Consider the following 23,547-nt stretch of genomic DNA (forward strand, 5'->3'; position numbering starts at 1 on the left):
CTCATGAACGGCGTCATCTACATCGTTGGCCTCATCGTGGTCGTGTTGGCCATTCTTTCATTCCTTGGTCTTCGGTAGGAGGCTGCATCATGTCCGTGAGCGCACCCAACGTGGTCGTCGTTCCCCCTCCCGCCCTAAGGGGTGCCTCCACCGGCTCTTATCTTGAATGGAGCGCCATCTTTGGCGGTGCGGTGCTCTCCGCAGCCATCACTACGATCATGGCAGCTTTTGGCTCTGCCATTGGCCTGTCCTTGGTGTCCGCGGACACCGCGCGCTCTTCGGGCCTGACAGCCCTGACCATCGCCGCAGGTCTGTGGGCCATCTGGATCACAGTCTCGGCCTGCAGCGCGGGCGGATATTTTGCCGGGCGTATGCGTCGGCCGGTGACCGACGCCAGCGACCACGAGCGCCACGTTCGCGACGGCGCTCATGGCCTGGTCGTCTGGGCTGCCGGAGCGTTGATCGTAGCGATGATCGCCAGCTCGTCACTGCTGGGCGCTGCCAAAACAGCAGCAACCGGTGCGGCGGCCGCTACTGGCGGCGCCGCCGCTCTGATCAGTCAGCAGGTGGACCCGCTGGGTTCGGCCCTGGACTCTGTCATGAGGTCAACTGGCACCACGCCGCCAACTGCCGGTGAACGCGAGGAGGCGTCCCGGATCTTCATGACCGGCCTTACATCAGGAAAGCTTGATCAGGCCGACCGCGACTACATTGCGACGCGCGTCGCTGCCCGGATGAACATCCCTCAACCCGAGGCTCAAAAGAAGGTCGATGACGCCTTCGCGAAACTTCAGCAGGCGAAGGAGACCGCAAAGCAAGCTGCTGAGCGCGCTCGCAAGGCCGCAGTGATTACCGCATTCATGACCGCAGCAGTGCTGTTGCTTGGAGCAGCGGCAGCCTGGATGGCGGCCCAACTTGGCGGCAAGCATCGCGACGAGGAAATGGATCTCGGATCGCTGTTCGGCCGGCGATGAAGGAAATTGGAGGGGCTCCGAGGGGCCCCTCCTGATGCGCGGAGAAACCCACGTCCAGCCGGTTCGACGCACTTCGGTCTATCGCAACTGCGCCGGTCAGTGTCAGCGGCGCAACGAGCCAAATCGGGTGTCCGAATGTTCCATAAAATTCACCACGGTGTGCAATGGCAAATTACCAGGATTCACTGGCCGATCTCGGAAGCGATGCGTCGCTATTCACTCGCCTTTCGCAGACCACAGCACGGTGGGCGGGGAAGCCTCAAACCTTCTTTGTCGCGATCGCGATCATCATTATCTGGGCGCTGTCAGGACCCCTGTTTGGCTTCAACGACACCTGGCAGTTGGTGATCAACACGTCGACGACGATCGTCACCTTCCTGATGGTCTTCATCATCCAGAACAGCCAGAACCGCGATACCTGCGCCATGCAGATTAAGCTGGATGAACTCATCATCCGTCTTGAAGGGGCTCGCGAAGAGCTTCTCGACCTCGAGGAGTTAGACGAAGAGAAACTTGAGGATCTTCGCACTGAATACGAGCGTCGCGCGAAGCGTGCCCGCGAGGCCCAGCCCCCTGCACCTCAAGTCAGTTCCTAGGCTCCCCGATGGCATATATTCGCGAAAGGCCGTCCAGGTTCACGCAGCTATCACAGGCTGCGGCGCGATGGACCAGTCGTTCGCGAGTTCTGTTCGGCGTCCTGGCTGCTGTAATTATGGCGGGCTTGACCGGCCCCCATTTTGATTATTCCCCGGGCTGGCAGCTCATCATGAGCACCGCGGTCACCATCGTGACCTTCCTCATCGTCCAGACCAGTCAGAATCGTGCGGTCACGGCGATGCAAATCAAGCTCGACGAACTGCTCAAGGCTGTCGAGGGCGCAAAGGACAGGCTTGCCGAAATCGAGGAACTCGATGAGGAACAGCTTGAAAGGCTTCACCGAGAATATCAGGCGAATGCTTCTTCCCAGAGATTAGAAGATTAAACGAAGGGTTGGGTGGCGCTGCCTTGCGGCCAACTCGTCCGTTTCGGACCGGCTGATCCTCACGGCTCGCGTCGTTAGAACTGCGTCTCCCGAAAGAGTTCTGTGATCGGCTCCCGTGTAAGCGATCGTCGTCACGAGCGAGGTATGCTCCCTTCGGGGCGTATCGTCACGACGGGGGCGAGAGCGCCGTTTCAGAGTGGCCCTCTGGGAAGGTCGTTCCAGTAGTCCCTCATATCCTGCCGACGCTTCCGACCTGGCGAAACTTTCTCGTCCCCATAGAAGGCCGCGGCAGCTCGGACCCGGGCCTCGGCAAGGTCAGTGCGATACCCCCCGAGCACTTGGTCGTAGGCGAGCTTTTCCCATGGGATCGTAATGTGGTGACTGCCCACGCCGAGAAATCCTCCAAACGTCACATCGACGTAGAGAACGCGACCACTTACCTTATCAATCAACAACCGCTTGATGGTGCCGAACTGAACGTCCTCGCGGCCGAATACGGCAGTTCCTTGGACGCGATCACTTTCGATGATCGGGTGGGATACGATCGCTCGCTCGACGGGTCCCCAGAGATAAAAACCGTCCTCGATGATGCCGGCTGCCACGACCGCTCTGCTGATGGGGGCGGTCCATTCCTCTTCGGGCCCGATTTGTTGAAGAAGGCTCCACGGCGCAAGATCCGGGGGCAAACTGGCGCCGGCAGGCTCATCGGTGAAGCCGCGTAGGTCAGGGGAGTTCACGGCGTGGAACAAGCAGTAGGTTCTCATGAGCGCCTCCTCTCTTAGATGGATAGCACGCCCCGTGGGCGGGTTCGCCATCGTTTCTCAGACGCAGCGCCTGAACTACGTCACGGCCGCAGCGCCGAGCCACAAGAGCGCAGTGACGATGGTTGACCTGCTCGACGAAGCTGCTGCCAGACGCTCCATTCGCACCGGATCAATGCGCGCTCACGCTCTCCGTCAGGCGGAACACTGGCTTCAGCAGGCGGCTCGCAGTTTGCGCGTCGCCGATGAGGCTGGCGATGTCGCGGACGTCGAGCGCTTGGCGCGACGCGTTTCAGAAAAACGTCGGCGGGAGATCAAGGGATGATCTGGAGATTGGTGTCAGGTCACTTGGACTTGGACGTTGTCATTCGAGCCGTCGCCCGGTCGCGCATCATTAAAACGCCGCCGACTTGCTGCACTGAGGGGAACCGCCACCCAAAGGAACATCTTGCAAATGCCCTCAGGCCGAGGCCGGCTCACGCTGCGCCCTAGCTACTCGATCCCTGGACGTTACCAATTCGAGCCGGCTCGGCAGGCCGGCGTTTGGGAGGGATCGTTCACTGGGGACATAAGCCGCATCGATCGAGGTGGAATGTCGGGAGAAGTGGAACTCATCTGCGTGGGCGGACTGGCCCTTAATATTTCCGTCACGATCTATAGCCCGACGTGGCTGACGTTCACGGCGCTGCGCGAAGAGAGCGTGGGTGTAGTCCTGCCGCTCTCCGTTATGAACTAGTCCTCGATTTCGGAGATTTCCACGAGATCAGCCACCTCTCGCCTACCCTTGTAGGATGGGTGCCGAAGTTTGTGGTCGTTCGTCCAGCCTCGAAACTCTATTTCTGCCGCCAGTTGCGGCTTAACCCAACGAATACCGGCGCGCTTTAGCGCCAGGCAGGGTTTCTGGATCATCAGGCGATCGAGGTATTTGCGCAGCGCGATTGCTGATCGCTCCGTAAAGCCCGTTCCGACACTTCCGACATAGGAGAGCCGATCGCCCGTCAATGCAGCCAAAAGCAGGCGCCCGATCCCACCTAAGGCAGCGGTAGACGGTTCATACCCCACAATGACGAACGTTTCGGACTGCACGCATTTGATCTTCAGCCAATCGCCGCCTCGGCCTGATCGGTAAGGGGCGTCGCGCCGCTTCGCGATGATACCCTCGAGTCCCATCTCACAGGCCGTGGTGAGGAAGGCGTCGCCGGCAGCGTCAACCTCCTCGCTGAGCATGATCCCGGGTTCGGTGCCCTGGATCACAGAGGCCAGTCGGTCGCGCCGCTCGGTCAGCGTCAAGCGCCGGAGGTCGCGGCCATTGAGGTAAGTGAGATCGAACGCGAACATCACCGCGAGGCCGGCGTTGCGCTTGCCGCCCCGGCCGCCGAGCTGGCTCTGAAGCGCCGAGAAGTCCGATCTGCGCCTCTCATCGAGCACAACGGCTTCACCGTCCAGAATGGCGCTGTCGACCGGCAGCACCGTGGTAGCCGCGACTATTGTGGGGAAACGTTCGGTCCAGTCATGGCCGCCGCGAGTGATGACGCGGGCCCGCCCGCCAGACTCAATATGGAGGGCAACGCGATAGCCGTCCCATTTGACTTCGTATGCCCAATTTTCGCCATGCGGTGGCTTGGTAGCGAGCTTTGCCAAGCAGGGCTCAACCCGATCGGGCATCGGTTCGTAAAAATCGTAAAACAGGGTCGTTTGTCGCGGATCATCCACCCGCGCGATGACGGGGCTTTTCAGCACCTCGAAACCCGGACCAGACCGCAACAGACGACGCGCACACACAACAGCTACTCCACCACGCGCGGAGAACTCTGGGCCGATTGGCTTCGTTCCGGTCTGGTCACAGAACGCCTCCTGGGCGTCTTCGAGCTACTAGCCAGCTTTCTTGGAGGGCTGAGACGTCTTCGAAGGCGCAGCTTCTTTCCGCCCCGGCTTTTTCATCGCGGCGCTCGCGCGAAGCGCTTCCATAAGGTCGACCACGTTCGTGGCCGTCCGCAGCTTTGGAGTGGAGATTTTGCGGCCTTCGATTTTTGCCTTTACGAGCTCGGTTACAGCGGCCTCGTAGCGGTCTGTAAAAGCCGCAGGATCGAACTTACCGGCTTTGGTGGTGATGATATGTTTGGCGAGGTCAAGCATTTCGCCTTTGATCTCGATGTCCTCCACCTCCTCGAATGCGCCGACAGCCGAGCGAACTTCATAATCAAAGTTGAGGGTATGGGCGATTAGGCCAGGTCCGCTGGCTCGGATCAGGACAGCTCTATATCGGCGAAACAGTACAGCGTGCGCGATTGCGCCCACTTCGCTCCGCTCCAGTGCATTGCATAGGACTGCGAAGGGGGCTTCAGCCCCCGGCCCGGTGGGTGCGAGGTAATAAGGCTTGTCGAAAAACAAGGTGTCGATTTCAGCGAACGGGACGAAGGCCTGAACGGCGAGCTTCTTATCCGATTGCGGAATGGCAGCGTCGAGCTCCTCGGGTTCGATCACCACGTAGCTGTCGGGCTCGACTTCGAAGCCCTTCACCTGGTCTTCTTTTTCGACCAGCTTGCCTGTGGTTGGGTCGATGAACTCCCGACGAAGCCGATTCCCTGTGTCACGATTGACCATGTTGAAAGTCGTGCGTTCCGCAGTAGAGGCGGCGGTGAAAAGTGCGACGGGTACGGCCAGGGCGCCAACTTGCAGCGTACCTTTCCATTGAGCGCGGGCTGTAGCCATTGAACGCAACTCCGACACGACGAACATGACTCAACGCAAAGGGAACCGAAGACGTTCCAATGGATTAAAGCTGGGTGAGTTGAGGGTTGCAGCATGCCTCCGAAATTCTGGACCGGTTATCTCCGACTTTCGCTAGTCACGTGCCCTGTGGCGCTCCAGCCAGCGACGTCGGAGAGCGAAAAGGTTCGCTTTCACACGCTCAACCGAGCGACGGGGCAGAGAGTTGTTAGTCGCTACATCGACTCCGTTACGGGCAAACCCGTCAACGACGAGAAAGAGGCGAAAGGCTACGCGGTCGGGGACGACCAGTTCATCGTCTTTGACGACGATGAGCTTTCTTCGATCGGGCTCGAGAGCACGAGGACGATCGACATTGATCTTTTTACAGAGACTGCCTCGGTTCCTTGGATTTATCTCGACAGCCCGTATTTCATGACGCCGAGCGATCCGGTGGGGGAGGAGGCCTTTGCCGTTATCCGGGAGGCCATGGCCGCAACGGATACAGTCGGAATATCGCGTGTGGTCCTCAACCGTAGGGAGCGGGCTGTGATGCTTCAGCCTTCCGGAAAGGGTATCATCGCATGGACGCTGAGGTTCGGTGATGAAGTACGGAAGCCTGGCATATATTTCGGCGATATTGGATCGACCGAGGAGGAGCCGGCTTTGGCGAAACTTGCCGACAAGCTCGTTGCTCAGAAGACCGCGCATTGGTCAGCCGATTTCATGAAAGATCCAGTCCAGGAACATCTTCAAAAGCTCATCGCTTCGAAACAGAGCCGGAGCGTTCGGCGCGGGGCTACGGACGGAAAATCAAAGGGCAATGTTGTCAGTATATTTGACGCCTTGAAGGCGTCGTTGAAAGAGACGCTCGACGCCGACAAGGGTGGGCGAGCCAAAAAGCATTGAAACCGCTAATCGTCGCTAGTTGCAGGAGATTCGCCGTGTTTGCTCCTTCTCCCCGCTTCGCCTGGTCACTCCTTGCTGATCGAGAGGTCTCGACGAGCTCCGAGGCATGGCGGCACGAATGTGAGATCGAGTATCTGCTGACCATGTCGGAGCACCAGCGAGCCGAGTTTCTCGACGGCATTCCGGGCGCCATCGATCGCGAAAGCAAAGGGGTGAGGGGCATTCGAGGGGATGCCGCGGTCACCGCACTCAAAGTCGAGATCGAGCGGCTGCGGCTCATCAAGATGAAGGGCTGAATGTGGGCCCCGCCGCTCCGGGGGGCGCAGCAGCGAGGCCCTAGGCCGTGACCGCACACGACGAGGGTCGCCGCACGGTCACACATGTAAACCAAGAGCGATCCGCGGCGTTCCCCGATTGCTCTTTATTTCATTCACTCGGGAGCTTTCGGCCCGCCTCCCGCCGCAGCGGTTGCATCGAACTGGCGCACAGCCATCAGCGCCAGATCGACGGTTTGGTCCGACGACCACAATTCCGCGATGATCGCCGCAAGACGCTCGCGCTGACCAGGTGCACTCCCTGGGTCGATTCTCGCCGCGACCTCACTCCACGCTTCCTCGAAGGCCGCGGCGACCCGGGCGAGTTCCTCTGGCGTAGCGACGATGGACCGGAACGGCATTCACTTTCCCCCTGCGAGCGCAGTCAGCAGGGGACCATACAGTCCCGTTTGGAACTTGTCTAAAGTTTGGGCGTAGCCGGAGCTCGGCGAATGCGCATGAGGAACCGATCAGAATTCTCGGAATTTATTTCCCATCCTGCTGATCGATGTCTTCGGAGGCGCCGACCTTCACCTAAATCATAGTAGGCCGTCCGCTCTTAGAACTTAGAGAACTCCTTTCTCTGCTGCTAACATGCCCACCCCGCAGCCGCTCCCCGAGTGCAGTCATGCCCACCAGCAACCCTCTGTCGTGGAGCGCCGACAGCCTCCGTCGCGCTATCGGCGCGGCCGGAGTCGCCCTTTGGTCGTGGAACGTCGAGACCGACCGGTTCGCCATGGACGAACGCGGATACGCCTTATGGGCCGTGCAGGACGATGGCATCCCGGTGAAGTTCGAGGACCTGTCAGTCCGTATCCACCCGGCCGACCGGGATCGGGTGCGGAGCGCGTTCACGGCGACGCGGGCGATCGTCGGCTCTTATGAAATAGATTTCCGCATCACTATCGACGAGGAGATCCGATGGATCTCCGCGCGGGGCATTGGCGACGATTCGAAACTACACAATGGCATTGCCTACGGCATCTTTCTTGATGTCACGGGGCGCAAGCAGGCCGAGGAAGGCCACGAGCTTCTCGCCGGGGAGATGAGTCACCGCGTCAAGAATCTGCTGGCCATTGCTGCGGGGCTGACCCAGCTCTCGTCGCGGTCCACCACGACAGCGAAGGAGATGGCCACCGAATTGACCGGGCGCCTGGCGGCACTTGGCCGAGCCCACGATTTGGTGAGGCCGCTCCCGGGCCACCAGGGCCATGCGGCTCTGCTCGGCGACCTGTTGTCGATCCTGCTGTCTCCTTATGAGGACCTGGGCGCCTTCAGCGGGCGCATCCGCGTTGCGGTACCGCGCATGGGCGTTGGTGAGGGCGCGGCGACGACGCTGGCCCTGATCATCCATGAACTCGCGACCAACTCGTTGAAGTATGGAGCGCTGTCGGCCGAGACGGGCACGTTGGATGTTTCAGGTTGCTCGGACGACGAGGAGATCAAGATCGTGTGGACAGAGCGGGGAGGTCCAGCCGTCGAACCCCCGAACGGAGCAGGTGGCTATGGTAGCCGCCTCGTGGTTCGAAGCATCTCGGGGCAATTGGGGGGCTCGATCGACTACAACTGGTCAGCCGAGGGTGTCATTGTCACACTACGGATCAAGGCGGAAAAGCTAGCTGACTAGACGGCGCGAAGCACGGCTTCGCACGCCTTTGAGGACGGCTTCCGCAAAATGTTAATTCCGAGCGCATCCCGTCCGGCCGAAAGCGAACGCAGCGAAACGATGATGCTTCTCCCGGAGCCAATCAGCGGTCTGCGTAACACTTCCGGCGAGCATACGGCCCCTAAGCCGCAATCTGGACCGCCTCCAATACAGCGGCATGACTGTATGGCTTGCGTAGAAAGGTGACGTCCGCCGGCATTTCGTGGGGCTCTGGTTGGATGCGCCCGCTGGCGATAATGATTGCAATTGGGGGCCAACGATCCCGCACCACGAAAGCCAGCTTCAGCCCATTCAAAGAGCCTGGCATCTCGATGTCCGTGAAGACGATGCGTATGTCGGGGCGGGCCTCCAGCAGCTTGACGGCGTCGTCGGCATTACTTGCCTCGAGGGCCTCGAACCCGGCGTCCTCAAGCATCGAAGTCGCATCCAATCTGATGAACACATCATCTTCGACGACAAGGACAACGAAGTCGGCCATGGGCTAAAACTCACGGAGATGACGCAGGCGCCGCCCGAAACACTGAACTATAAAGAATAGCCGTAATTTCTCGCTAGCTAGCGTGGTCGATGAGGCCCGCCGAGTGCCGCTCGGCGGGCCTCTCGCTCGCGCTCAGGCCGCCTTGGCGACCGCGACCGCGGCCGAGTTGGCGGGACCGCCAAGCTGCGTCAGTAGCTTGTCCGTCTTGGTCTCTTCGGCAAGCGTCGCATCGAGCAAGCTCACCGCGTCCTTGTGTCCGAGCTGCTGAGCCCAAGCCTTCAAGGTTCCATAGCGCGCGATCTCATAGTGCTCGACGGCCTGCGCCGAGGCGACCAGGCCGGCGTCCAGGGCTGGGCTGTCCCCGTAGTCCTCCATCACCGCCTTGCCTTCCTCGATGATGCCGAGGATGGCATCGCAAGTCTTGGCCCGAGGCGCCTTGCCAATCGATTCGAAGACCTCACTAAGGCGCTCGACATGGCCTTCCGTCTCGGCCTTGTGCGTCTCGAATGCCTTCTTGAGCTCAGGCGACTTCGCCGCCTTCGCCATCTTGGGCAGGGTCTTCAGGATTTGCTTTTCTGCGTAATAGACGTCCTTGAGCATGTCGTGAAACATCTCGTCGAGCGGCTTGGGTGTCGTGGCCATATGTCATCTCCGATCCGTAAAGGGATTGCTGGCTCAACGGACGCCGGCGCAGAGTGTTCCTCACGGGGCCGTGAATAAATCCGGAACATTCGTAAGCGGCTGATCGTTGGATCAGCATCAGCGGACTTCACCGCTCCGGGTCTTCCAGCATGAAAACTCTGCTGACTGACCGCTCGTCACGTCATTGCCGGCGGTCGCCGTGATGGCGCGGACGTCGACCACTGCTCCGACACCGACATCCCCCGTTGACGCCAACGCGCCTATGCCGGGCGCCAACAGCTTCACCGAGGTCCAGGCAAAGAGCCGTCTCGAAGCCAGCGGCTACTCAGATGTGACGGGCCTGAAGAAGGACGACAAGGGAGTTTGGAAGGGGCTCGGCGATGAATGCCGGCGCCAAGGTCAACGACTCCGTCGATTACTGCGGCAATATCGTTCGCAACTGATCATCCCACGCATTCCCCATATCCGGAGAAACACATGACCCATACCATCACCCGGTCCTACGAATACTACGAGACAGCCGCAGCCGTGATAGAAAACCTCGGACAGGCCGGGATTTCGGATTCGGATATCAGCGTCATTGGCAGGGACGAGCGCACCAATGACAACAATCCTGTCGAAGGTGACAACAATGCCGCCGAAGGGGCAGGCATCGGCGCCGGGGTCGGCGGTGCGACTGGCCTGCTGGCCGGACTCGGCATGTTTACCATCCCGGGTGTCGGTCCCGTCGTGGCGGCGGGATGGCTCGCAGCCACAGCCGCTGGCGCGGTCGCCGGGGCGGCAGCCGGCGGATTGGTCGGCTCGCTCACCAACGCCGGTCTCAGCAAGGAGGACGCGGACTACCACGCGGAGACGGTCCGTCGCGGCGGCACCGTAGTCTCCGTGAAAGCACCCGACGAGGAGGCTGCGGCGGTCGAGACGATCATGGACGGTTTCTCCCCGATCGATCGCGACACCCGCCTCGCCAGCTATCGCACAGAGGGCTGGACCGGGTTCGACGAGAATGCCGCTCCCTATAGCGGGACCACGTCGTCGCCTGGGCGCCCGCAATTCCCGGTCGACTAGTTCGACTAGTCCGTTCGCATTGACGCCGATCATCGATTGAGGCCTCCGAGGATCGCTTCGGGGGCCTTTTCGTTCAGGCAACCCCGTTGATCAGCCGCTCTTAAATGGCCGTATCCGTCCGCGACGAATGTGGCCCCGCCGGTCCTGTCAACAATTGTTATCAAGCCGCGTTCCAGGATGAACTTGCGACTTCCAGGCTGTGAAGCCCGCTTTATCGGTCGGGAAATAGGAGATATTATTGCGTCAGATTACGAAGGCGCCGGCGGTATCCGCGGTCGAGAACGGCCACGAGGAGACCTTGAGTAAGGCAGGCCTTTCGATGAGTACCCGACACCGGCCAAAGAAGTCCGTCCTTGTTCTGGAGGACGAGCCGATCGTCGCCCTCGACATAGAGGGCATCCTGTCGGACGCAGGCTACGACGTGCCGGTCACGCTCGCTACCAATGCAAAGGCCATGGATTGGTTGACGAGCAACATCCCCGACATGGTGGTGCTGGACATTGATCTCTCGGATGGATCGAGCGTCGAAGTCGCGCATCGACTCCGCGCCAGAGCAATCCCGTTCATCGTGTTCACTGGCACCAGTGCGAGCGAGACCTCGGTCCCGTCTTCCATGCTGGAAGATGGCTGGAGAAGCCGGCGTCAGCCGACCGCATCGTCGAAGTTGTCCAGTCGATGCTCCCGGATGACGCGGTATAGGACGCTCGCCCATAATAGGCCTGTGTTTCGAACGAAATCACGCCCTGAGACTGTGCCCCAGCCATTTCGCGCCCGTGGGAGCCGCGGAGCGTAAGCCACGTGACACGGTGGCTATCGACGGGACAGTGAAAAGTGAGGCCGATGCGGCCGATGGAACGGGCTGCCATTCCTTCACCTTCGGACAAACGGCGCACGCCTTTTTGGCGGAGGTTACGGTGGTCGAGCGTTGCTGCCATTTTGGCCGCTGGAATAACGTCGTACCTGCGGGAACCCTTGCCTCCCGAGCCTGTTTGCCTCTCGGGGGCATTGTGGTCGGCATTCGGTTTGCCCGACCTGAACTCGTATGAGGAGGCAAACCGATGCGCGCATTATGCTGGCACGGCAAGGGCGACGTTCGCGTCGATACAGTCCCGGATCCAAAGATCGAGCATCCCCGCGATGCGGTGATCAAGATCACCTGCTGCGCGATCTGTGGCTCGGATCTGCACCTGCTCGACGGCTATCAGCCGACGATGGAGAGCGGTGACATTCTCGGCCACGAGAACATGGGGGAGGTGATCGAGCTTGGCTCTGAAGTCAGCAATCTGAAGATAGGCGACCGCGTCGTCGTGCCTTTCACAATCAGTTGCGGCGACTGCTGGTTCTGCCGGCAGGGCATGTTCTCAGCCTGCGATCGGACCAATCCCAATGCCAAGATGGCAGCGAAGGCGATGGGTCAGTCGCCCGCAGGATTGTTCGGATTCAGTCATATGCTGGGTGGTTATAGCGGTGGCCAGGCAGAATATCTGCGCGTGCCCATGGCGGATATCGGCCCGATCAAGGTCCCCGACAGTGTTTCGGACGAGCAGGCCCTGTTCCTCTCCGACATCTTCCCGACCGGGTACATGGCTGCCGAGAACGCCCAGATTCAGGACGGCGATACCGTTGCGATCTGGGGGTGCGGTCCGGTCGGCCAGTTCGCGATCCGCTCGGCCTTCATGTTGGGCGCCGGCCGGGTGATCGCCATCGACGAGGTCTCAGAACGATTGGCGATGGCCGAGGCCGGGGGCGCCGAGACCATCAACTTCTCGAAGTTCGATGTCTACGACGAGCTGATGGTGCGGACGAAAGGCCGAGGCCCTGACAGTTGCATCGATGCCGTCGGCTGCGAAGCGGCTGGCCACGGCGCTGCGGACGCCATCCTCGATAAGGTCAAGGCAGCGACCTTTCTTGCCACGGACCGGGTCCACGTCCTGCGTGAGGCCATCATGTGCTGTCGCAAGGGGGGCACAATCTCGATCCCGGGCGTCTATGTCGGCATGGCCGACAAGATTCCGATCGGCGCGGCGATGAACAAGGGCCTTACCTTCAAGATGGGCCAGACCCACGTCCAAGCCTATACGAAGCCGCTGATGGCGAAGATCGAGGCAGGCGAGATCGATCCCAGCTTCGTTATCACGCATCCGGCGAGCCTTGAGGGCGCGCCCGAAATGTACAAGAAGTTCCGCGACAAGGAGGATGGCGTCATCAAGGTTATCTTGCGACCGTAGTTTTGAGCTCCCGTTCCGAACGGGAGGGAAAAGCGTTCCTCACTTCAGCAGAAGCCTGATCCTGAGAGTACTTCGTTCCTCTACTTCGTTTCGGTGCCGAGCCTGCCCCCGGAGCGGGGGCAGGGGACCTGAAAGGTCCGCCAAAGTAGCGACGGGATTGTTCCCGCTTGACCGGATTGAATTCGTCGTTCGGCGGATGCGCCAGGCGTGCAACTCTTGGAGTGGACCGAGCCATTTCATTGTGCATTGCAACATAATGCGACCCGAGCAGTTAAGTTCGTGTCAGCCATCTCGTTGCCCAACCAGCGCGAGGCGGCGGAGCCCGCAACCACCAATAAGCGCTTCGACAGCAACACACAGGCGCCCTCCTGGCAGCCTGGGGAAGCTGCTAGGTGCGTCGGAAAGGTGATCGAGGACGCGCTGCGCGCGGCGGGCCTGATGCGCTAGGAGGGGGCTGCAAGGGCAGGGCGGGCTCCTCCGCCCTGTACACCTCCACCGGTCGTTAATGCCCGGAAGGGAACATCCCCAACTCCTCGCGTGCGGGGGATGGCCCTGCTGTCGTCGATCGCGGACGAAGCGAGTGTGCTCTTGCCGTTGAACCGGAAGGCGGAACATACGCGATCGGTCTCGGTTGAATTTCGACTTTCCGGAAACGTGAGTTGGGTCGGATGACATCCAGGCGCAGCATGGAAGCCTCCCCTTCGTTGGTTGCCGAGTGGCCGCTCCCGTCTTCCGCGACGCTTGGATCGTCGGTGCGAGCGAAGGGGATCGAACGCGAAATTCGGGCCCGACTGCCCTGGGCAGCGAGGACGTGCATCACGGCTGGGACGGGGCGTATCGCATTGCGTATGTCAGAGGCCGAGACAGATGTGTTCAGGGTCGCCTCGGCGTGCATCTCCGAAACGCTGGGCGGGATCGCAGAACTACCCGTACTTCCAAGCGAGGCGGAGGATATTCTGACGATCTCTTCGCGCGAGCGTCACAAGTGGGTGAAAGACGGTCGCCTCAAGAGCATCGGGACACGCACCGTCAAGCTGCGCGGGCGTGCAAGAGCCGTGACGTTCCACGTCTTCGACCCGCGGCAGATCGAGGCCGTGCTTGATGGGGACCTGCCGGCCATCTGGAGAGTGGAGGATGCGCAGGCGCTCGCCGAGACCCGGCGGCGCGCGGCGGGGAAGGCCGCACGGACGCGTGCGGGCAACGGCGAGGGCAAGGCCGGCGACGCCAGGAATGCCCGGGAGGCCGCCCCCCGGTCGCAATTGGACGGCTGGGATGTCTTCGAAGCGGACGGGCTGCTGCGCTAGCAGAATCCCAAACTGGCCATCCAGCTTCACCCGCGTAACGGCCGGTCAGGACAATGATGGATACGCAAGCCGCGAAGCAGAAAGCACCTGGAACCGAAGAACGTCGCGAACGGCGGCGGCTGCGCAGAGAGAAGCAGCGGACAGAGAACATTGGGCGCGCCGAAAAAATGCGGGCCGCTCGCCTGGCGGGGACTGTCGCAGAGAGCGGGAATAGTTCCTGTTTGGAGGCATCGGTCTATGTCGGTTGCTCGGGATGGTTCTACTGGAAATGGGGTGGACAATTCTACCCGGCGCAGATGCCAACGGGCGAATGGTTCAGCCACTACGCGAAACAGTTCGACACTGTCGAGATCAACGCGTCATTCTATTCGTGGCCGACCGTTGCAAACGTGAAAAACTGGCTTCGTCAACCCGGCGATCGCAATTTCATCTATACGATCAAAGTATGCGAGCTGATCACTCATATCAAAAGGTTTGAGGGCACCAAGACCCTCGTAAAGGATTTCGGGGCGATAGCCGACATTCTCGGGGAACGAATGGGCTGCTTCCTTTTCCAGCTTCCGCCGAGCTACACGTTCACAAAAGTGAGGCTGAACAGGATTCTGAGCCAGCTCGATCCGGCGCGGCGCAATGTCGTGGAGTTCCGCCACGCGAGCTGGTGGAATGAAACGGTGTACTCGGCTTTTCGCGAGACCGGCACGATCTTCTGCTCATGCAGCGGACCCCGTCTTCCCGATGACCTGGTGCGGACCGCCGATGAAATCTACCTGCGGCTCCACGGTCCGGAACGATGGTACCGGCATGATTATTCAGACAACGAATTGAAAATCTGGGCCGACAAGATCCGAGCGAGCGGTGCCAGGAGAGCGTGGATCTACTTCAACAACGACTATGAAGGTTTTGCGCCAAAGAATGCTCTGGCAATGCGGCGCTTGCTCGAAAAGCGACTGTCACACGATCAACCGCCTGTTGCGGCCGAGCCTGGCGGCAAGGCACCGGATGCGCAGGCCCGTGCCGGAGTCGGGACCATCCCCACGGTTACCTCGTCGCGTAGTGCACGATGATCCACGCGAGGCCAACCAGTAAAAGGCCGCCGATGAGCACAGCGAGAACCGGGCGGCCGAGAAAACCCTGCCGCCCCTCGACAGGGGTCTCCGCGGCTGGACGGGCATTCGAATGGTCTTCCGCGCGCATGGGCGTTATCGCCTGCCCCCCCGGAGTTTCACTTTGCCGATGCGCCCGTTCGGCCGTTTTGCTGGCATCATTGTTGGATGGGTCGCTCATATTCGAGACCTCCGATGGTTTCCCAGAGCTCCCGCCCACAAAATGTGCCGCGATGCTCTTGCAAGGGATACGGTTGGCTCGCCCCGATGTTCCCGAGGGATGCGCCTGACCGAGAGTTCTTCACCACCCAAGGGCTTTCGGCAGTCCCGGGATAACCACTAGCCGGTTGTCCCTGCGTCTCCAGGTTGCTGCGGAGCGAAGGGGCGGCTCCAGAAGCGTGAACCATGCAGACCGAATCGCCAGGGCCGCTCGGGCGCTTTGGAAATGCCTATTCGAGTGCCGCTCACGATTGCCGGTCGTTCACTGGGGGCTCCAACGAAAAAAGGGGGTTCCGCCAAACTCAGGCCGTTGTGCACATCGGTTATTCCAAGCGCCCTTGCGAGCCGCCCGGGTCCCGAGCAGAGATTTCTCTCCGTCCCTCGCCGCATGATCATCTTATTGATGCCGACCTCCGGGGCTATCGCGCGGATCAAAACGGCGCCATGGCCCTCCGCAACGACATTGAAACACCAATGCAAGCCGTAGGAGCGGTAGACATAGGCGTGCCCGGAATCCCCGAACATCGTTGCGTTGGCGGGAGTGCGGCCGCGATAGCTGTGTGATGCGGGATCGTCACGAAGATAGGCCTCGGTTTCGACGATCGTGCCTCCCACGCCGTCGACAAGGAGCAGCGCTCCGATCAGCTCCTTCGCAAGCTCGACGGCGTCAGCGCATTCGAAGGAGCCAGGCGAAGTATGCGGAATCGTCATGGTCCGTTTTTTCACTGGAGCCGTCCGATGAAATCGCAACGTCCGGAAGAGCAATTGGTTCTAAGGATTTTCCGCAATGCGGAATAGCGCAGGAGCCCTATGGCCCATCGCACCTGTCCGATCGGCCACCCAACTTTCGCGCATGGAGCACTCGGGGAATTTATTTGGGAACTTTGGCTCACACCCTCCGTTGCCGCATTGATGCAGCACCAGCGGAGCAGTCCCATGATGTTCGTTCAGCAGATCAAGGAGGGCCAGAAGGTCGTTGGCGCCGACGGAGGCCACGTCGGCACCGTGGATAGTCTCAGCGGCCAGTTACTGAAGCTGAAGAAAAATGATCCGGAATCAGGCGGCGCGCATCACTATCTGGACATCGGGCTAGTGGTCGCCATCGACGGCGACACGATCAAACTCATTTTGCCGGCCTCTGAGGCCAAGGAACGCTGGTCCCAGGCCGCTGAGTAGATGCATCGGCGCGCATTTGTAGCGGGCGCTTGCAGTGCCGCGATCGCTTCCAATACCCCGAGAGCGGAGTCCAGGATTCCTGTCGACCGATATGGCCCGACGACTGGTTCGAAGCCGGCGATTGTGCTGCTCCACGGCTCGGATGGCCTCACAAATGGTGGTCGCTACGAGTTTGCGGCCCAAGCCATTGCCGCAGCCGGCTACGCCGTATTCCTGCCCCGCTACTTCGAAGCCACCGGGGATCGCAGAGCTCGCTATGGCGAAATCCAAGCTAAGTTTCCGGTTTGGAGGCAGGCTATCGCGAGCGCGTTGGGTGGGGAGATCGAGCGCGCCATCGGCGTTGCCCCTGGTCGTATAGGCGTGGTCGGGTTCTCGCTTGGCGCGGCTTTGGCACTTGCCCTTGCCGCCAAGACACCTCGCATCAATGCCGTGGTCGACTTTTTTGGCTTTGCACCGCCAGGGCTGGAAGGAGCCCGGAGGTTGCCTCCAACGCTCATCCTTCACGGTGACGCCGACCGCGTGGTGCCGGTATCCAATGCGGTTTCGATCGAGCGGACCCTCAAATCGCGCGGCGGCGTCGTGGAGAGCCATATTTACCCCGGTGAAGGACACGGGCTGTCGTTTGCCGCGCTGCCGGATGCCGTCGGTAGAACACTGGAGTTCCTTCGACGTTACCTGTGAATGGTACTCTGACTCCAGGGCACAAAACGCATTTCCGGGAGTTAGGCGGCGACCGAACATGTCCAACGCGCCTTTTGCAGACCTTCGGAAAGTCGCAAGAGGGTGGATTGCGGACGTACGAGCGCATATCGCGTCCGAGTCACTGACGTGGTTTGCGAGGTCTGACAGTGGCAGTTCACCTCATCGACATCAGATCGCTCATGAGGCGAGCATCTATCTCGAATTCAGGGCCCGAATGGATCAGAGACCTGTCGATGCCAGCGTCCCTGAGTTGCGTGTCGCTCAACGATCGCAGCGAGCGCAGGATGATCTTGGTCCGTGCCCGCCGCGCATATCGGTGGGCCAAGCTCAAATAGAAAGCCGCTCTGCTGGTCAATGGCTCGAACAGTTCGCCAGTGAGGCTGTTCGTTTGTGGCACGGTGGAGAGCGTTTCCGACATCGATCGTCTCCCAATGGTTTTGGCCGTGGGAGCGACGCTAGGTGACCTGCTGGGGCCGGCACATCCTCGGAACCGATGAGGCCGGCGATCACGTCGGGGCCGGGCAGCACGTGCGTGGGCTTTCACATGCGGCGCCAAAGGCCGCGATCAGGCGCCTCTGACGCGCGTCTCGTACGATCCCGTCGACCAGGCCGCGCGGCGAAATCCCCATAGCCCACGGCCCCGGGCCGCGGCTTCCTCCCCTGGAGGCTTTCGAACGCCGGCCCTCAGCCCGTCCGAACCCGCTCGCAGGGGCCGGCATCCGAAACCCTTCACAAGAGCGGAATCACGCTCCCTGCCACACCATACGCGGACAACCTCGACGTCCACGCACCGCTTGTTCGTCGCCATCCTTCAACCGGTGAAGGATCTCCATAAACTCACCGGGGCTCCGCGCCCTGGCAGCCTGGACACTACTGTCGGCGACCAACCGCGGCGTTCGAGAGGCTCGCGTGAGAGTTAACCTCTAAGAGTCCGTTTGAGAATGTTTAAGGATGGACGATCCGCCGCAGCATGAGGCTTCCCAGGGCGACGTGGATCATGGCTTCGGAGACGTCGAGGCGCTGTTCATAGTCTCGGACGAGGCGCTTCCACCGGGTCATCCAGCCGAAGGTGCGTTCGACGACCCATCGCCTCGGCAGCACCTTGAAGCCGGGCTGCTTGTCGGTGCGACGGACGATCTCGATGATGAAATCGCGATAGGTGGCGGCATCCAGGAGGCGGGTGCGATCATAAGCGCCGTCGGCGAACAAATGCTTGAGCCAGGGCCAGCGCTTGCGGATGGCGGCAACGATGAGCTGGGCGCCGGCACTGTCGGAGATGTCGGCGGTGGTGAGATTGACCATGAGCAGTCTGCCATCGGTATCGACGGCGATGTGGCGTTTGCGTCCGACGATCTTCTTACCGGCGTCGAACCCGCGCTTTTCTGCGGCTGGCGCCTTGATCGACTGGCTGTCGACGACGGCTGCGGTCGGTGACTGCTCCCGGCTCTCGCGCTCGCGGTCGAGCATCAGCGCGACATCATGGATCGTCTTGAACAGCAGGCGACGAACGAACCGCCGGAACCACCAATAGACCGTCTGCCAGGGTGGAAAGTCGTTCGGCAGCATCCGCCAGCCGCCACCGGTTCGGGCAAGATAGCGCAGCGCGTCGAGCACCTCGCGAAGGTCGGTCGTCGGCTTGCGTCCGCGCTTCGCGATCGACGGCAGGAACGGACGGATGAAGAGCCACTCCTCATCCGTCAGATCAGTCGGGTAGCGCTTCGCGCGTTTCTCAAATCCAGCCATCCGGCCACGGTTCGCTCGGGTCCACATCCCAAGCTTGAATCATGCCGCAGCAATCGCCTCAACCCATTCTCAAACGGTCTCTAAGCTCTCCTGACCCAACCGTAGGGCATACTCATCAGTCTATTCCGCTCTCGTCGCGTAAATCTTACGCAAGCGAGTGATAAATTCTATATCTATTTCCGGTCGCCTAACAAAACATGTCAAATCTTCTACTTCAGAAATAGGTCTCAGGAAATTCTCTATGATGTGGTATTGATTGCGACTTCTATAATCATGCAATAGAAGTACGGAATCCGTTCTCATCATAAGCGCAACTGAGCAGCAACAAGCAACGCGAAAGCGCCCATCAACGAAGAAAGTATCAATAGGCACATCAGAGCTCGCTAATGGTTCGGTATGGTAGCGTGCGTAAACTTCGGGCGCGCTCAGCTCGGCTGGGTAACCCCATTCCTTGGTTGGGCCAATATCCGCCTGGATCAGATGCACGCGGTCTTTTTCCAGCGGCATTGTCGCGCGAACATGCTGAATCCATGCCGGATCGGACTCTACGGCATGAACTTTCCCCGACGCGAGCCGGCTAGCCAGGACAGTGCTGCCACCCATCCCGAATTCGAAGTAATGCCGCGTCATGCGAAGCACGGAAGTCAGGAGAGCGACTTCTGCAGGCGACATGCGTGGCGTCACAGGATACCGGTTGGGATCGCCGTAGATCGCGTTGACGATGACGCGCTTGATGAGATCGCGATATCGGTCTTGCGGTTTCGTCATTTCGCTAACCCGCTGCCGCTGGGAAACCGCCTGCTAAGTGACTGCCATATATTCGGTCTTCGGGCGCCGCCACGCCAGATCGACGGCATCCTCCTTCACTGGAAACACACGGTCTCCAGCGCGCTCACAGAACGCCGAGACGTCAACGGTACATTGGGCGCCGTCTGATACCAAGAACAGGCTCTGAGTCTTATCCCGCCAGCGCCCCATCGATCGGGAGCGCGGCGCGGCTGCGCAACAAGCTGCGCCGCGCCGCCTCCTAACCCACGATCCGAAGCGGCAGCTCTCGTTTCCGGACTCGACGATGTCGCAGTGATGGGGAGCGGGTCGGGAAAGGCGCTCTCCCCAATCTCCGTATCGCAGCATCGAATGCCATGAATGCTCGCGGCAAATCGCTGAATTGAATGCCCGCAAGCACAGGTTCCAAGCAGCATGGGCCAGTTCCGGCCCTGCTGGCGTTGAGCCGAACGGCCGGAAGCGGACCGTCCCAGCGTCCGCAACGGGCCATCTTCCCCCGCCTGGCGCTTTGCCGCGAACGTCTCCCTTGGGTCGATTATGCCCCTTCGTTCCAGGCTCAGAAGCTGACGTTCGATCGGGCCCTTCAACTCGGCTGCTTCCCTCGTCTCCTCGCAACTAATCAACCGGCGCCTTTGGCAGCACGCCCATGACCGCCCGCCCACGGTCAGTTAGCGCGTAGGTGTTAAAGCCCGCCCACGATGGCGCGGGCGTCCATTCGATCAGGCCCTTACGGATCAGTTCCTCGCGCGACTTGCTCGGCCGCAAATCGACGCGGCCCGTGTCGGACCGAAACAACTGCAAGATCCAGATTTCATCGCGCGTCAGCATCGGGCTTCCGTACTCTCGGCGAGCGCCTACCTGCAATTCGCTCGCCACCTCCTGCTTGATCGCGATCAATCAATTGATCAGCCGCCGCAATATCGCCCGAAATCGACAGGACTGAAGCTCATTGCAAGTATAGGGTGTGTTTCGCCAAAAGAATGGCGGGAGCAAACAAAGCGCGGCGGAATGAACGGGGTACTAGGTGTTTGAGGGTGCTCCCTCGGCGGTTCGAGCACGCACCTTTCGTTCGTTGGTGCTGCGCTCGATCACCGACCGTGCTTTGCGAATTTCGTCCTGGCGGTCGCCAAGGATGCCGCTTCCAACTCCAATGAGGTTGCCAGCACCTCGTACTCCGCAATCCGCTCAGCCCGCTTGGGCGCGTCCGAAGTGATCCAGAATGCGAGCCCGTTGCATGTCAATTCGTACGCCTCGAAGAGATCGAGAAATGCTGGATCGCGGGCCTGATCGAAGACGACACGCCAATGAGGCAACCGCACCATCAAACGTGCTCTTCCCCGCTTCTGGGCCAACGTCATGGCCAAGGCCTCAACCAGCTTGGACATCGCTTTCAAGGGATCCGTGGAACTCAAGTTCCTGCTGGATAATGCTGCCACTAACGACCTGTCCCCACTATTGTCCCTGAGGTCCATGTGCGGGGGATCTGAAGCGCGCCCGCAAGAACACTGGAAAGCCGGTCGACGCTAGGCAGGCCCGGGCAGAAGACGACCAACGGCCAAAGTTGGACGGCTGGGACGCCTTCGGCGCAGAAGGGCCGCTGCGCTAACCGATACACGAAACGTGATCGATTACGGCGAGAAATCCCAAGCGGGCGTTGCGATGGACTCATTCCGAAGACGGGTACGCGACAGATTTCGTCAGTAAGGGGTGAAACTATCGGCTCGGGATAACGTTGAACTAATTTCCAGTGTGAGTTCGATCATGTCCCGAGTAGTCCTTGTTGTGGATGATGATGCAATAATCCGGTTAGATGTAGTCCTCATGATCGAGGACGCCGGTTTCAACGTCATCGAGGCAGAAAACGCGGACGAAGCCATTGAGCTCTTGGAAACGCGCCCCGGAATTCAGATCATTTTCACCGATATCGAGATGCCGGGATTGATGAATGGGCTGAACCTTGCCTTTGCTGTGCGAGACCGGTGGCCGCCCGTCGCAATCATCATAGGAAGTGGCCGCGTGCGTCCACAACCTGACGAGATGCCGGACAACGTCACGTTCTTGCGCAAGCCCTATTCTCAGGCTTCTCTCGTAGAGGCCGTGCGGAGTGTTGCCTAATTGAAGGCCCCGAACGAACTGGGTATCCCATAGAGAGGCGATGGCGCTTTTCAGTTCATGAGCTGATCGATCGGCACCTCGATGGTGACAACGAGCCCACTCTGAAGCCATTCACGGTGAACAGTCGCCCCAAGCGAGATCTGCACACTTTTCTCCAGACGGCTCCCGAACCCGCTGGATGATGGAATAGGGGCGACAGGTCCTCCAAGCTCGGTCCAGATCAAGCGAACCAATCCATCCAGAGGGACGGCTTGAATATCCAGGCGACCCTCGGGAGCGGAAACTTGGCCGCGTTCGTTGCCAACTCGTGCAGGAAAAGAGCTACGTGCGTGAGGGCCTTTGGCCCGACCGTGGGATCGGCGCCGTAGATCGCTATCGAGTGGCTATCATAGGGCTGCAAAATAGTCTTCGCCAACGCAAGCAGGCTCGTCGATTGAGAGACCAGACCCTCGCCTCGCCAGTCCGGCATAGTCAGGTCATGGGCGCGCGCGAGAGCGGCCAATCGCTCGTGGATCCGTCTCGTCACCTCCTGAACACTCTCGCCGGATCTTGCGGTCAATGAAACGATGCCCGCACTAAGTGCAAAGAGGTTCTTCACCCGGTGCTGCATCTCGCAGTAGAGGAGGCGCTGTTTTTCCTGGATGAGCTGCCGCTCGGTGATGTCGCGGGCAATTTTGGACGCACCGACAATGACGCCTTGCGCGTTGCGAACCGGGGAAATGGTCAGCGACAAATCGATGAGGCTGCCGTCCTTCCGACGTCGGACGGTTTCAAAATGGTCGACACGGTTTCCGCGTCGAATCTCCGCGAGGATAGTCGGCTCCTCATCGCCTCGGTCCTCAGGGATAAGGATTGTAATCGGCCTGCCCAGGACCTCCTCTGCCGAATAGCCGAACAGACGGGTCGCGCCCGCATTCCAGCTCTGGATGTTGCCCTCCAAATCCTTGCTGATGATCGCATCGTCAGAGCCATCGATTATAGCAGCCAACCAGTCACGCGGATCAGGTGCCGCCGCATTTTCGGCGATGGAGGGCGCCGATTTCGAGTAGTCAGTCGGGCGCTTCATAATTCCAGTAAGCCTGCTACGCGGGTGGGCTTCGGATTTGCCTTCGTCCACGGAATCTCCATCACATTCGTCGCCCTTATCGGATGGCATCGTCAACGATAACGGTGAGCCACTCGCCAAACCACCATCGCCGCTCACAGCGAAATGCCGTAGAGAGCCGAGTTTGCCTCCCGGCGGCGAGCGCAGCTCGAAGGCAAAGCCGCCGCCGGCGATGATCGTCAACCGCGACTGCTGGCGGCGGTGACACAACGCCTGTCGGCGTAGGAGTATTAAGAAGACAACTTTTTCTCGAACGCCATGCACGTGTTGTAGCGTGAGAGGTAGGAGAGCTGTTCGATGCCCCGCCATGCGCCGAGGACCGTGAGGATGGCGCAGACGGCAAAAAAGAGTTGCGTCGTGACCGGCAGGGCGCTCCAGCGCGCGCGCCAAGCGTTGATGGCGTGGTAGTGGCTTCTTCAGTTTATGACTTAGTCTGGTTACCCCGTTCATTCCGTCGCGTTTTGTTGGTTTCCGCCATTATGTTGGCCAAACGCGCCCTGCGCTTGCAATGCACTTCAGTTCTGTCCATTCCGTGCGACGTTTCGGCGGCTGAGATCGAACGGGGC

General features: G+C 60.3%; 29 protein-coding genes. 16 read left to right on the plus strand and 13 right to left on the minus strand.

Annotated elements, in window-relative coordinates; genetic code table 11:
• The first annotated feature begins 89 nt into the window (after window positions 1-89).
• From AB4118_RS31395 to AB4118_RS31405, 3 genes are all read left to right on the plus strand, one after another.
• A complete protein-coding gene (locus tag AB4118_RS31395; RefSeq protein ID WP_441493417.1) occupies window positions 90-974 on the plus strand; it encodes a hypothetical protein in 885 nt (294 codons plus the stop codon).
• Between the two features lie 164 nt (window positions 975-1,138).
• Complete coding sequence (locus AB4118_RS31400; RefSeq protein WP_441493418.1) at window positions 1,139-1,570, plus strand: low affinity iron permease family protein; 432 nt, start codon at window positions 1,139-1,141, stop codon at window positions 1,568-1,570.
• 8 nt (window positions 1,571-1,578) lie between these two features.
• A complete protein-coding gene (locus AB4118_RS31405) occupies window positions 1,579-1,956 on the plus strand; it encodes a low affinity iron permease family protein (RefSeq protein ID WP_441493419.1) in 378 nt (125 codons plus the stop codon).
• Between the two features lie 191 nt (window positions 1,957-2,147).
• Here AB4118_RS31405 and AB4118_RS31410 read toward each other — a convergent pair whose 3' ends face one another.
• The gene (locus AB4118_RS31410; RefSeq protein ID WP_441493420.1) at window positions 2,148-2,720 is read right to left on the minus strand and encodes a PRC-barrel domain-containing protein; all 573 of its coding nucleotides are present in this window, start codon (window positions 2,718-2,720) and stop codon (window positions 2,148-2,150) included.
• A gap of 34 nt (window positions 2,721-2,754) precedes the next feature.
• Between AB4118_RS31410 and AB4118_RS31415 the strand changes: the two genes are divergently transcribed.
• Window positions 2,755-3,042, plus strand: coding sequence for a hypothetical protein (locus AB4118_RS31415; RefSeq protein WP_441493421.1), 288 nt, complete (start codon window positions 2,755-2,757; stop codon window positions 3,040-3,042).
• Window positions 3,043-3,449: 407 nt separating this feature from the next.
• Here AB4118_RS31415 and ligD read toward each other — a convergent pair whose 3' ends face one another.
• Window positions 3,450-4,457, minus strand: coding sequence for a non-homologous end-joining DNA ligase (gene ligD, locus AB4118_RS31420; protein WP_441493422.1), 1,008 nt, complete (start codon window positions 4,455-4,457; stop codon window positions 3,450-3,452).
• 132 nt (window positions 4,458-4,589) lie between these two features.
• Window positions 4,590-5,429, minus strand: a complete 840-nt coding sequence (gene ku, locus AB4118_RS31425; protein ID WP_441493423.1) for a non-homologous end joining protein Ku — start codon at window positions 5,427-5,429, stop codon at window positions 4,590-4,592.
• Between the two features lie 93 nt (window positions 5,430-5,522).
• Between ku (AB4118_RS31425) and ku (AB4118_RS31430) the strand changes: the two genes are divergently transcribed.
• Both ku (AB4118_RS31430) and AB4118_RS31435 read left to right on the plus strand, forming a co-directional pair.
• Window positions 5,523-6,335 carry a non-homologous end joining protein Ku gene (ku, locus tag AB4118_RS31430; RefSeq protein ID WP_441493424.1) on the plus strand — a complete coding sequence of 271 codons (813 nt, stop codon included), beginning with the start codon at window positions 5,523-5,525 and terminating at the stop codon, window positions 6,333-6,335.
• 35 nt (window positions 6,336-6,370) lie between these two features.
• Complete coding sequence (locus AB4118_RS31435; RefSeq protein ID WP_441493425.1) at window positions 6,371-6,631, plus strand: DUF7696 family protein; 261 nt, start codon at window positions 6,371-6,373, stop codon at window positions 6,629-6,631.
• Window positions 6,632-6,765: 134 nt separating this feature from the next.
• Here the strand turns inward: AB4118_RS31435 and AB4118_RS31440 are convergent, their stop codons facing one another.
• Window positions 6,766-7,011 carry a hypothetical protein gene (locus tag AB4118_RS31440; protein ID WP_441493426.1) on the minus strand — a complete coding sequence of 82 codons (246 nt, stop codon included), beginning with the start codon at window positions 7,009-7,011 and terminating at the stop codon, window positions 6,766-6,768.
• 266 nt (window positions 7,012-7,277) lie between these two features.
• On the opposite strand from AB4118_RS31440, the gene AB4118_RS31445 reads away from it, so the two are divergent.
• Window positions 7,278-8,276, plus strand: a complete 999-nt coding sequence (locus tag AB4118_RS31445; RefSeq protein ID WP_441493427.1) for a sensor histidine kinase — start codon at window positions 7,278-7,280, stop codon at window positions 8,274-8,276.
• Between the two features lie 160 nt (window positions 8,277-8,436).
• On the opposite strand, the gene AB4118_RS31450 is transcribed toward AB4118_RS31445, so the two are convergent.
• Both AB4118_RS31450 and AB4118_RS31455 read right to left on the minus strand, forming a co-directional pair.
• Complete coding sequence (locus tag AB4118_RS31450) at window positions 8,437-8,793, minus strand: response regulator (protein ID WP_441493428.1); 357 nt, start codon at window positions 8,791-8,793, stop codon at window positions 8,437-8,439.
• A 132-nt stretch (window positions 8,794-8,925) separates the two neighbouring features.
• On the minus strand, window positions 8,926-9,435 hold the full coding sequence (locus AB4118_RS31455) for a YciE/YciF ferroxidase family protein (protein WP_441493429.1): 510 nt from the start codon (window positions 9,433-9,435) through the stop codon (window positions 8,926-8,928).
• A 477-nt stretch (window positions 9,436-9,912) separates the two neighbouring features.
• Between AB4118_RS31455 and AB4118_RS31460 the strand changes: the two genes are divergently transcribed.
• From AB4118_RS31460 to AB4118_RS31485, 6 genes are all read left to right on the plus strand, one after another.
• Window positions 9,913-10,500, plus strand: a complete 588-nt coding sequence (locus AB4118_RS31460) for a hypothetical protein (RefSeq protein WP_441493430.1) — start codon at window positions 9,913-9,915, stop codon at window positions 10,498-10,500.
• Window positions 10,501-10,819: 319 nt separating this feature from the next.
• Complete coding sequence (locus AB4118_RS31465; protein WP_441493468.1) at window positions 10,820-11,293, plus strand: response regulator; 474 nt, start codon at window positions 10,820-10,822, stop codon at window positions 11,291-11,293.
• 265 nt (window positions 11,294-11,558) lie between these two features.
• Window positions 11,559-12,728 (plus strand): zinc-dependent alcohol dehydrogenase, encoded by a 1,170-nt coding sequence (locus AB4118_RS31470; protein ID WP_441493431.1) that lies wholly within the window; start codon window positions 11,559-11,561, stop codon window positions 12,726-12,728.
• Window positions 12,729-13,007: 279 nt separating this feature from the next.
• The gene (locus tag AB4118_RS31475; RefSeq protein ID WP_441493432.1) at window positions 13,008-13,175 is read left to right on the plus strand and encodes a hypothetical protein; all 168 of its coding nucleotides are present in this window, start codon (window positions 13,008-13,010) and stop codon (window positions 13,173-13,175) included.
• Window positions 13,176-13,396: 221 nt separating this feature from the next.
• Window positions 13,397-14,032: a hypothetical protein gene (locus AB4118_RS31480; protein WP_441493433.1), complete on the plus strand. Its 636-nt coding sequence runs from the start codon at window positions 13,397-13,399 to the stop codon at window positions 14,030-14,032.
• A gap of 56 nt (window positions 14,033-14,088) precedes the next feature.
• On the plus strand, window positions 14,089-15,096 hold the full coding sequence (locus AB4118_RS31485; protein WP_441493434.1) for a DUF72 domain-containing protein: 1,008 nt from the start codon (window positions 14,089-14,091) through the stop codon (window positions 15,094-15,096).
• 378 nt (window positions 15,097-15,474) lie between these two features.
• On the opposite strand, the gene AB4118_RS31490 is transcribed toward AB4118_RS31485, so the two are convergent.
• Window positions 15,475-16,065 (minus strand): DNA-3-methyladenine glycosylase, encoded by a 591-nt coding sequence (locus AB4118_RS31490; protein WP_441493435.1) that lies wholly within the window; start codon window positions 16,063-16,065, stop codon window positions 15,475-15,477.
• 225 nt (window positions 16,066-16,290) lie between these two features.
• Between AB4118_RS31490 and AB4118_RS31495 the strand changes: the two genes are divergently transcribed.
• Together AB4118_RS31495 and AB4118_RS31500 are read left to right on the plus strand one after the other, a co-directional pair.
• Window positions 16,291-16,530 carry a DUF2171 domain-containing protein gene (locus tag AB4118_RS31495; RefSeq protein WP_441493436.1) on the plus strand — a complete coding sequence of 80 codons (240 nt, stop codon included), beginning with the start codon at window positions 16,291-16,293 and terminating at the stop codon, window positions 16,528-16,530.
• Window positions 16,531-17,211, plus strand: a complete 681-nt coding sequence (locus AB4118_RS31500) for a dienelactone hydrolase family protein (protein WP_441493437.1) — start codon at window positions 16,531-16,533, stop codon at window positions 17,209-17,211. It begins immediately after the preceding gene.
• A 175-nt stretch (window positions 17,212-17,386) separates the two neighbouring features.
• On the opposite strand, the gene AB4118_RS31505 is transcribed toward AB4118_RS31500, so the two are convergent.
• From AB4118_RS31505 to AB4118_RS31525, 5 genes are all read right to left on the minus strand, one after another.
• A complete protein-coding gene (locus AB4118_RS31505; protein WP_441493438.1) occupies window positions 17,387-17,650 on the minus strand; it encodes a YjiS-like domain-containing protein in 264 nt (87 codons plus the stop codon).
• 527 nt (window positions 17,651-18,177) lie between these two features.
• Window positions 18,178-19,002 carry an IS5 family transposase gene (locus AB4118_RS31510; RefSeq protein ID WP_441493439.1) on the minus strand — a complete coding sequence of 275 codons (825 nt, stop codon included), beginning with the start codon at window positions 19,000-19,002 and terminating at the stop codon, window positions 18,178-18,180.
• A gap of 93 nt (window positions 19,003-19,095) precedes the next feature.
• Window positions 19,096-19,743 carry a class I SAM-dependent methyltransferase gene (locus AB4118_RS31515; RefSeq protein ID WP_441493440.1) on the minus strand — a complete coding sequence of 216 codons (648 nt, stop codon included), beginning with the start codon at window positions 19,741-19,743 and terminating at the stop codon, window positions 19,096-19,098.
• A 633-nt stretch (window positions 19,744-20,376) separates the two neighbouring features.
• On the minus strand, window positions 20,377-20,658 hold the full coding sequence (locus tag AB4118_RS31520; protein WP_441493441.1) for a hypothetical protein: 282 nt from the start codon (window positions 20,656-20,658) through the stop codon (window positions 20,377-20,379).
• 191 nt (window positions 20,659-20,849) lie between these two features.
• Window positions 20,850-21,146 (minus strand): hypothetical protein, encoded by a 297-nt coding sequence (locus tag AB4118_RS31525; RefSeq protein WP_441493442.1) that lies wholly within the window; start codon window positions 21,144-21,146, stop codon window positions 20,850-20,852.
• 376 nt (window positions 21,147-21,522) lie between these two features.
• Between AB4118_RS31525 and AB4118_RS31530 the strand changes: the two genes are divergently transcribed.
• Complete coding sequence (locus tag AB4118_RS31530) at window positions 21,523-21,876, plus strand: response regulator (RefSeq protein ID WP_441493443.1); 354 nt, start codon at window positions 21,523-21,525, stop codon at window positions 21,874-21,876.
• A 220-nt stretch (window positions 21,877-22,096) separates the two neighbouring features.
• Here the strand turns inward: AB4118_RS31530 and AB4118_RS31535 are convergent, their stop codons facing one another.
• Window positions 22,097-23,164, minus strand: coding sequence for a PAS domain S-box protein (locus AB4118_RS31535; protein ID WP_441493444.1), 1,068 nt, complete (start codon window positions 23,162-23,164; stop codon window positions 22,097-22,099).
• Window positions 23,165-23,547 lie beyond the last annotated feature (383 nt).

The organism is Allobosea sp. 2RAB26, from assembly GCF_052115465.1.
Taxonomy (GTDB): Bacteria; Pseudomonadota; Alphaproteobacteria; order Rhizobiales; family Beijerinckiaceae; genus Allobosea.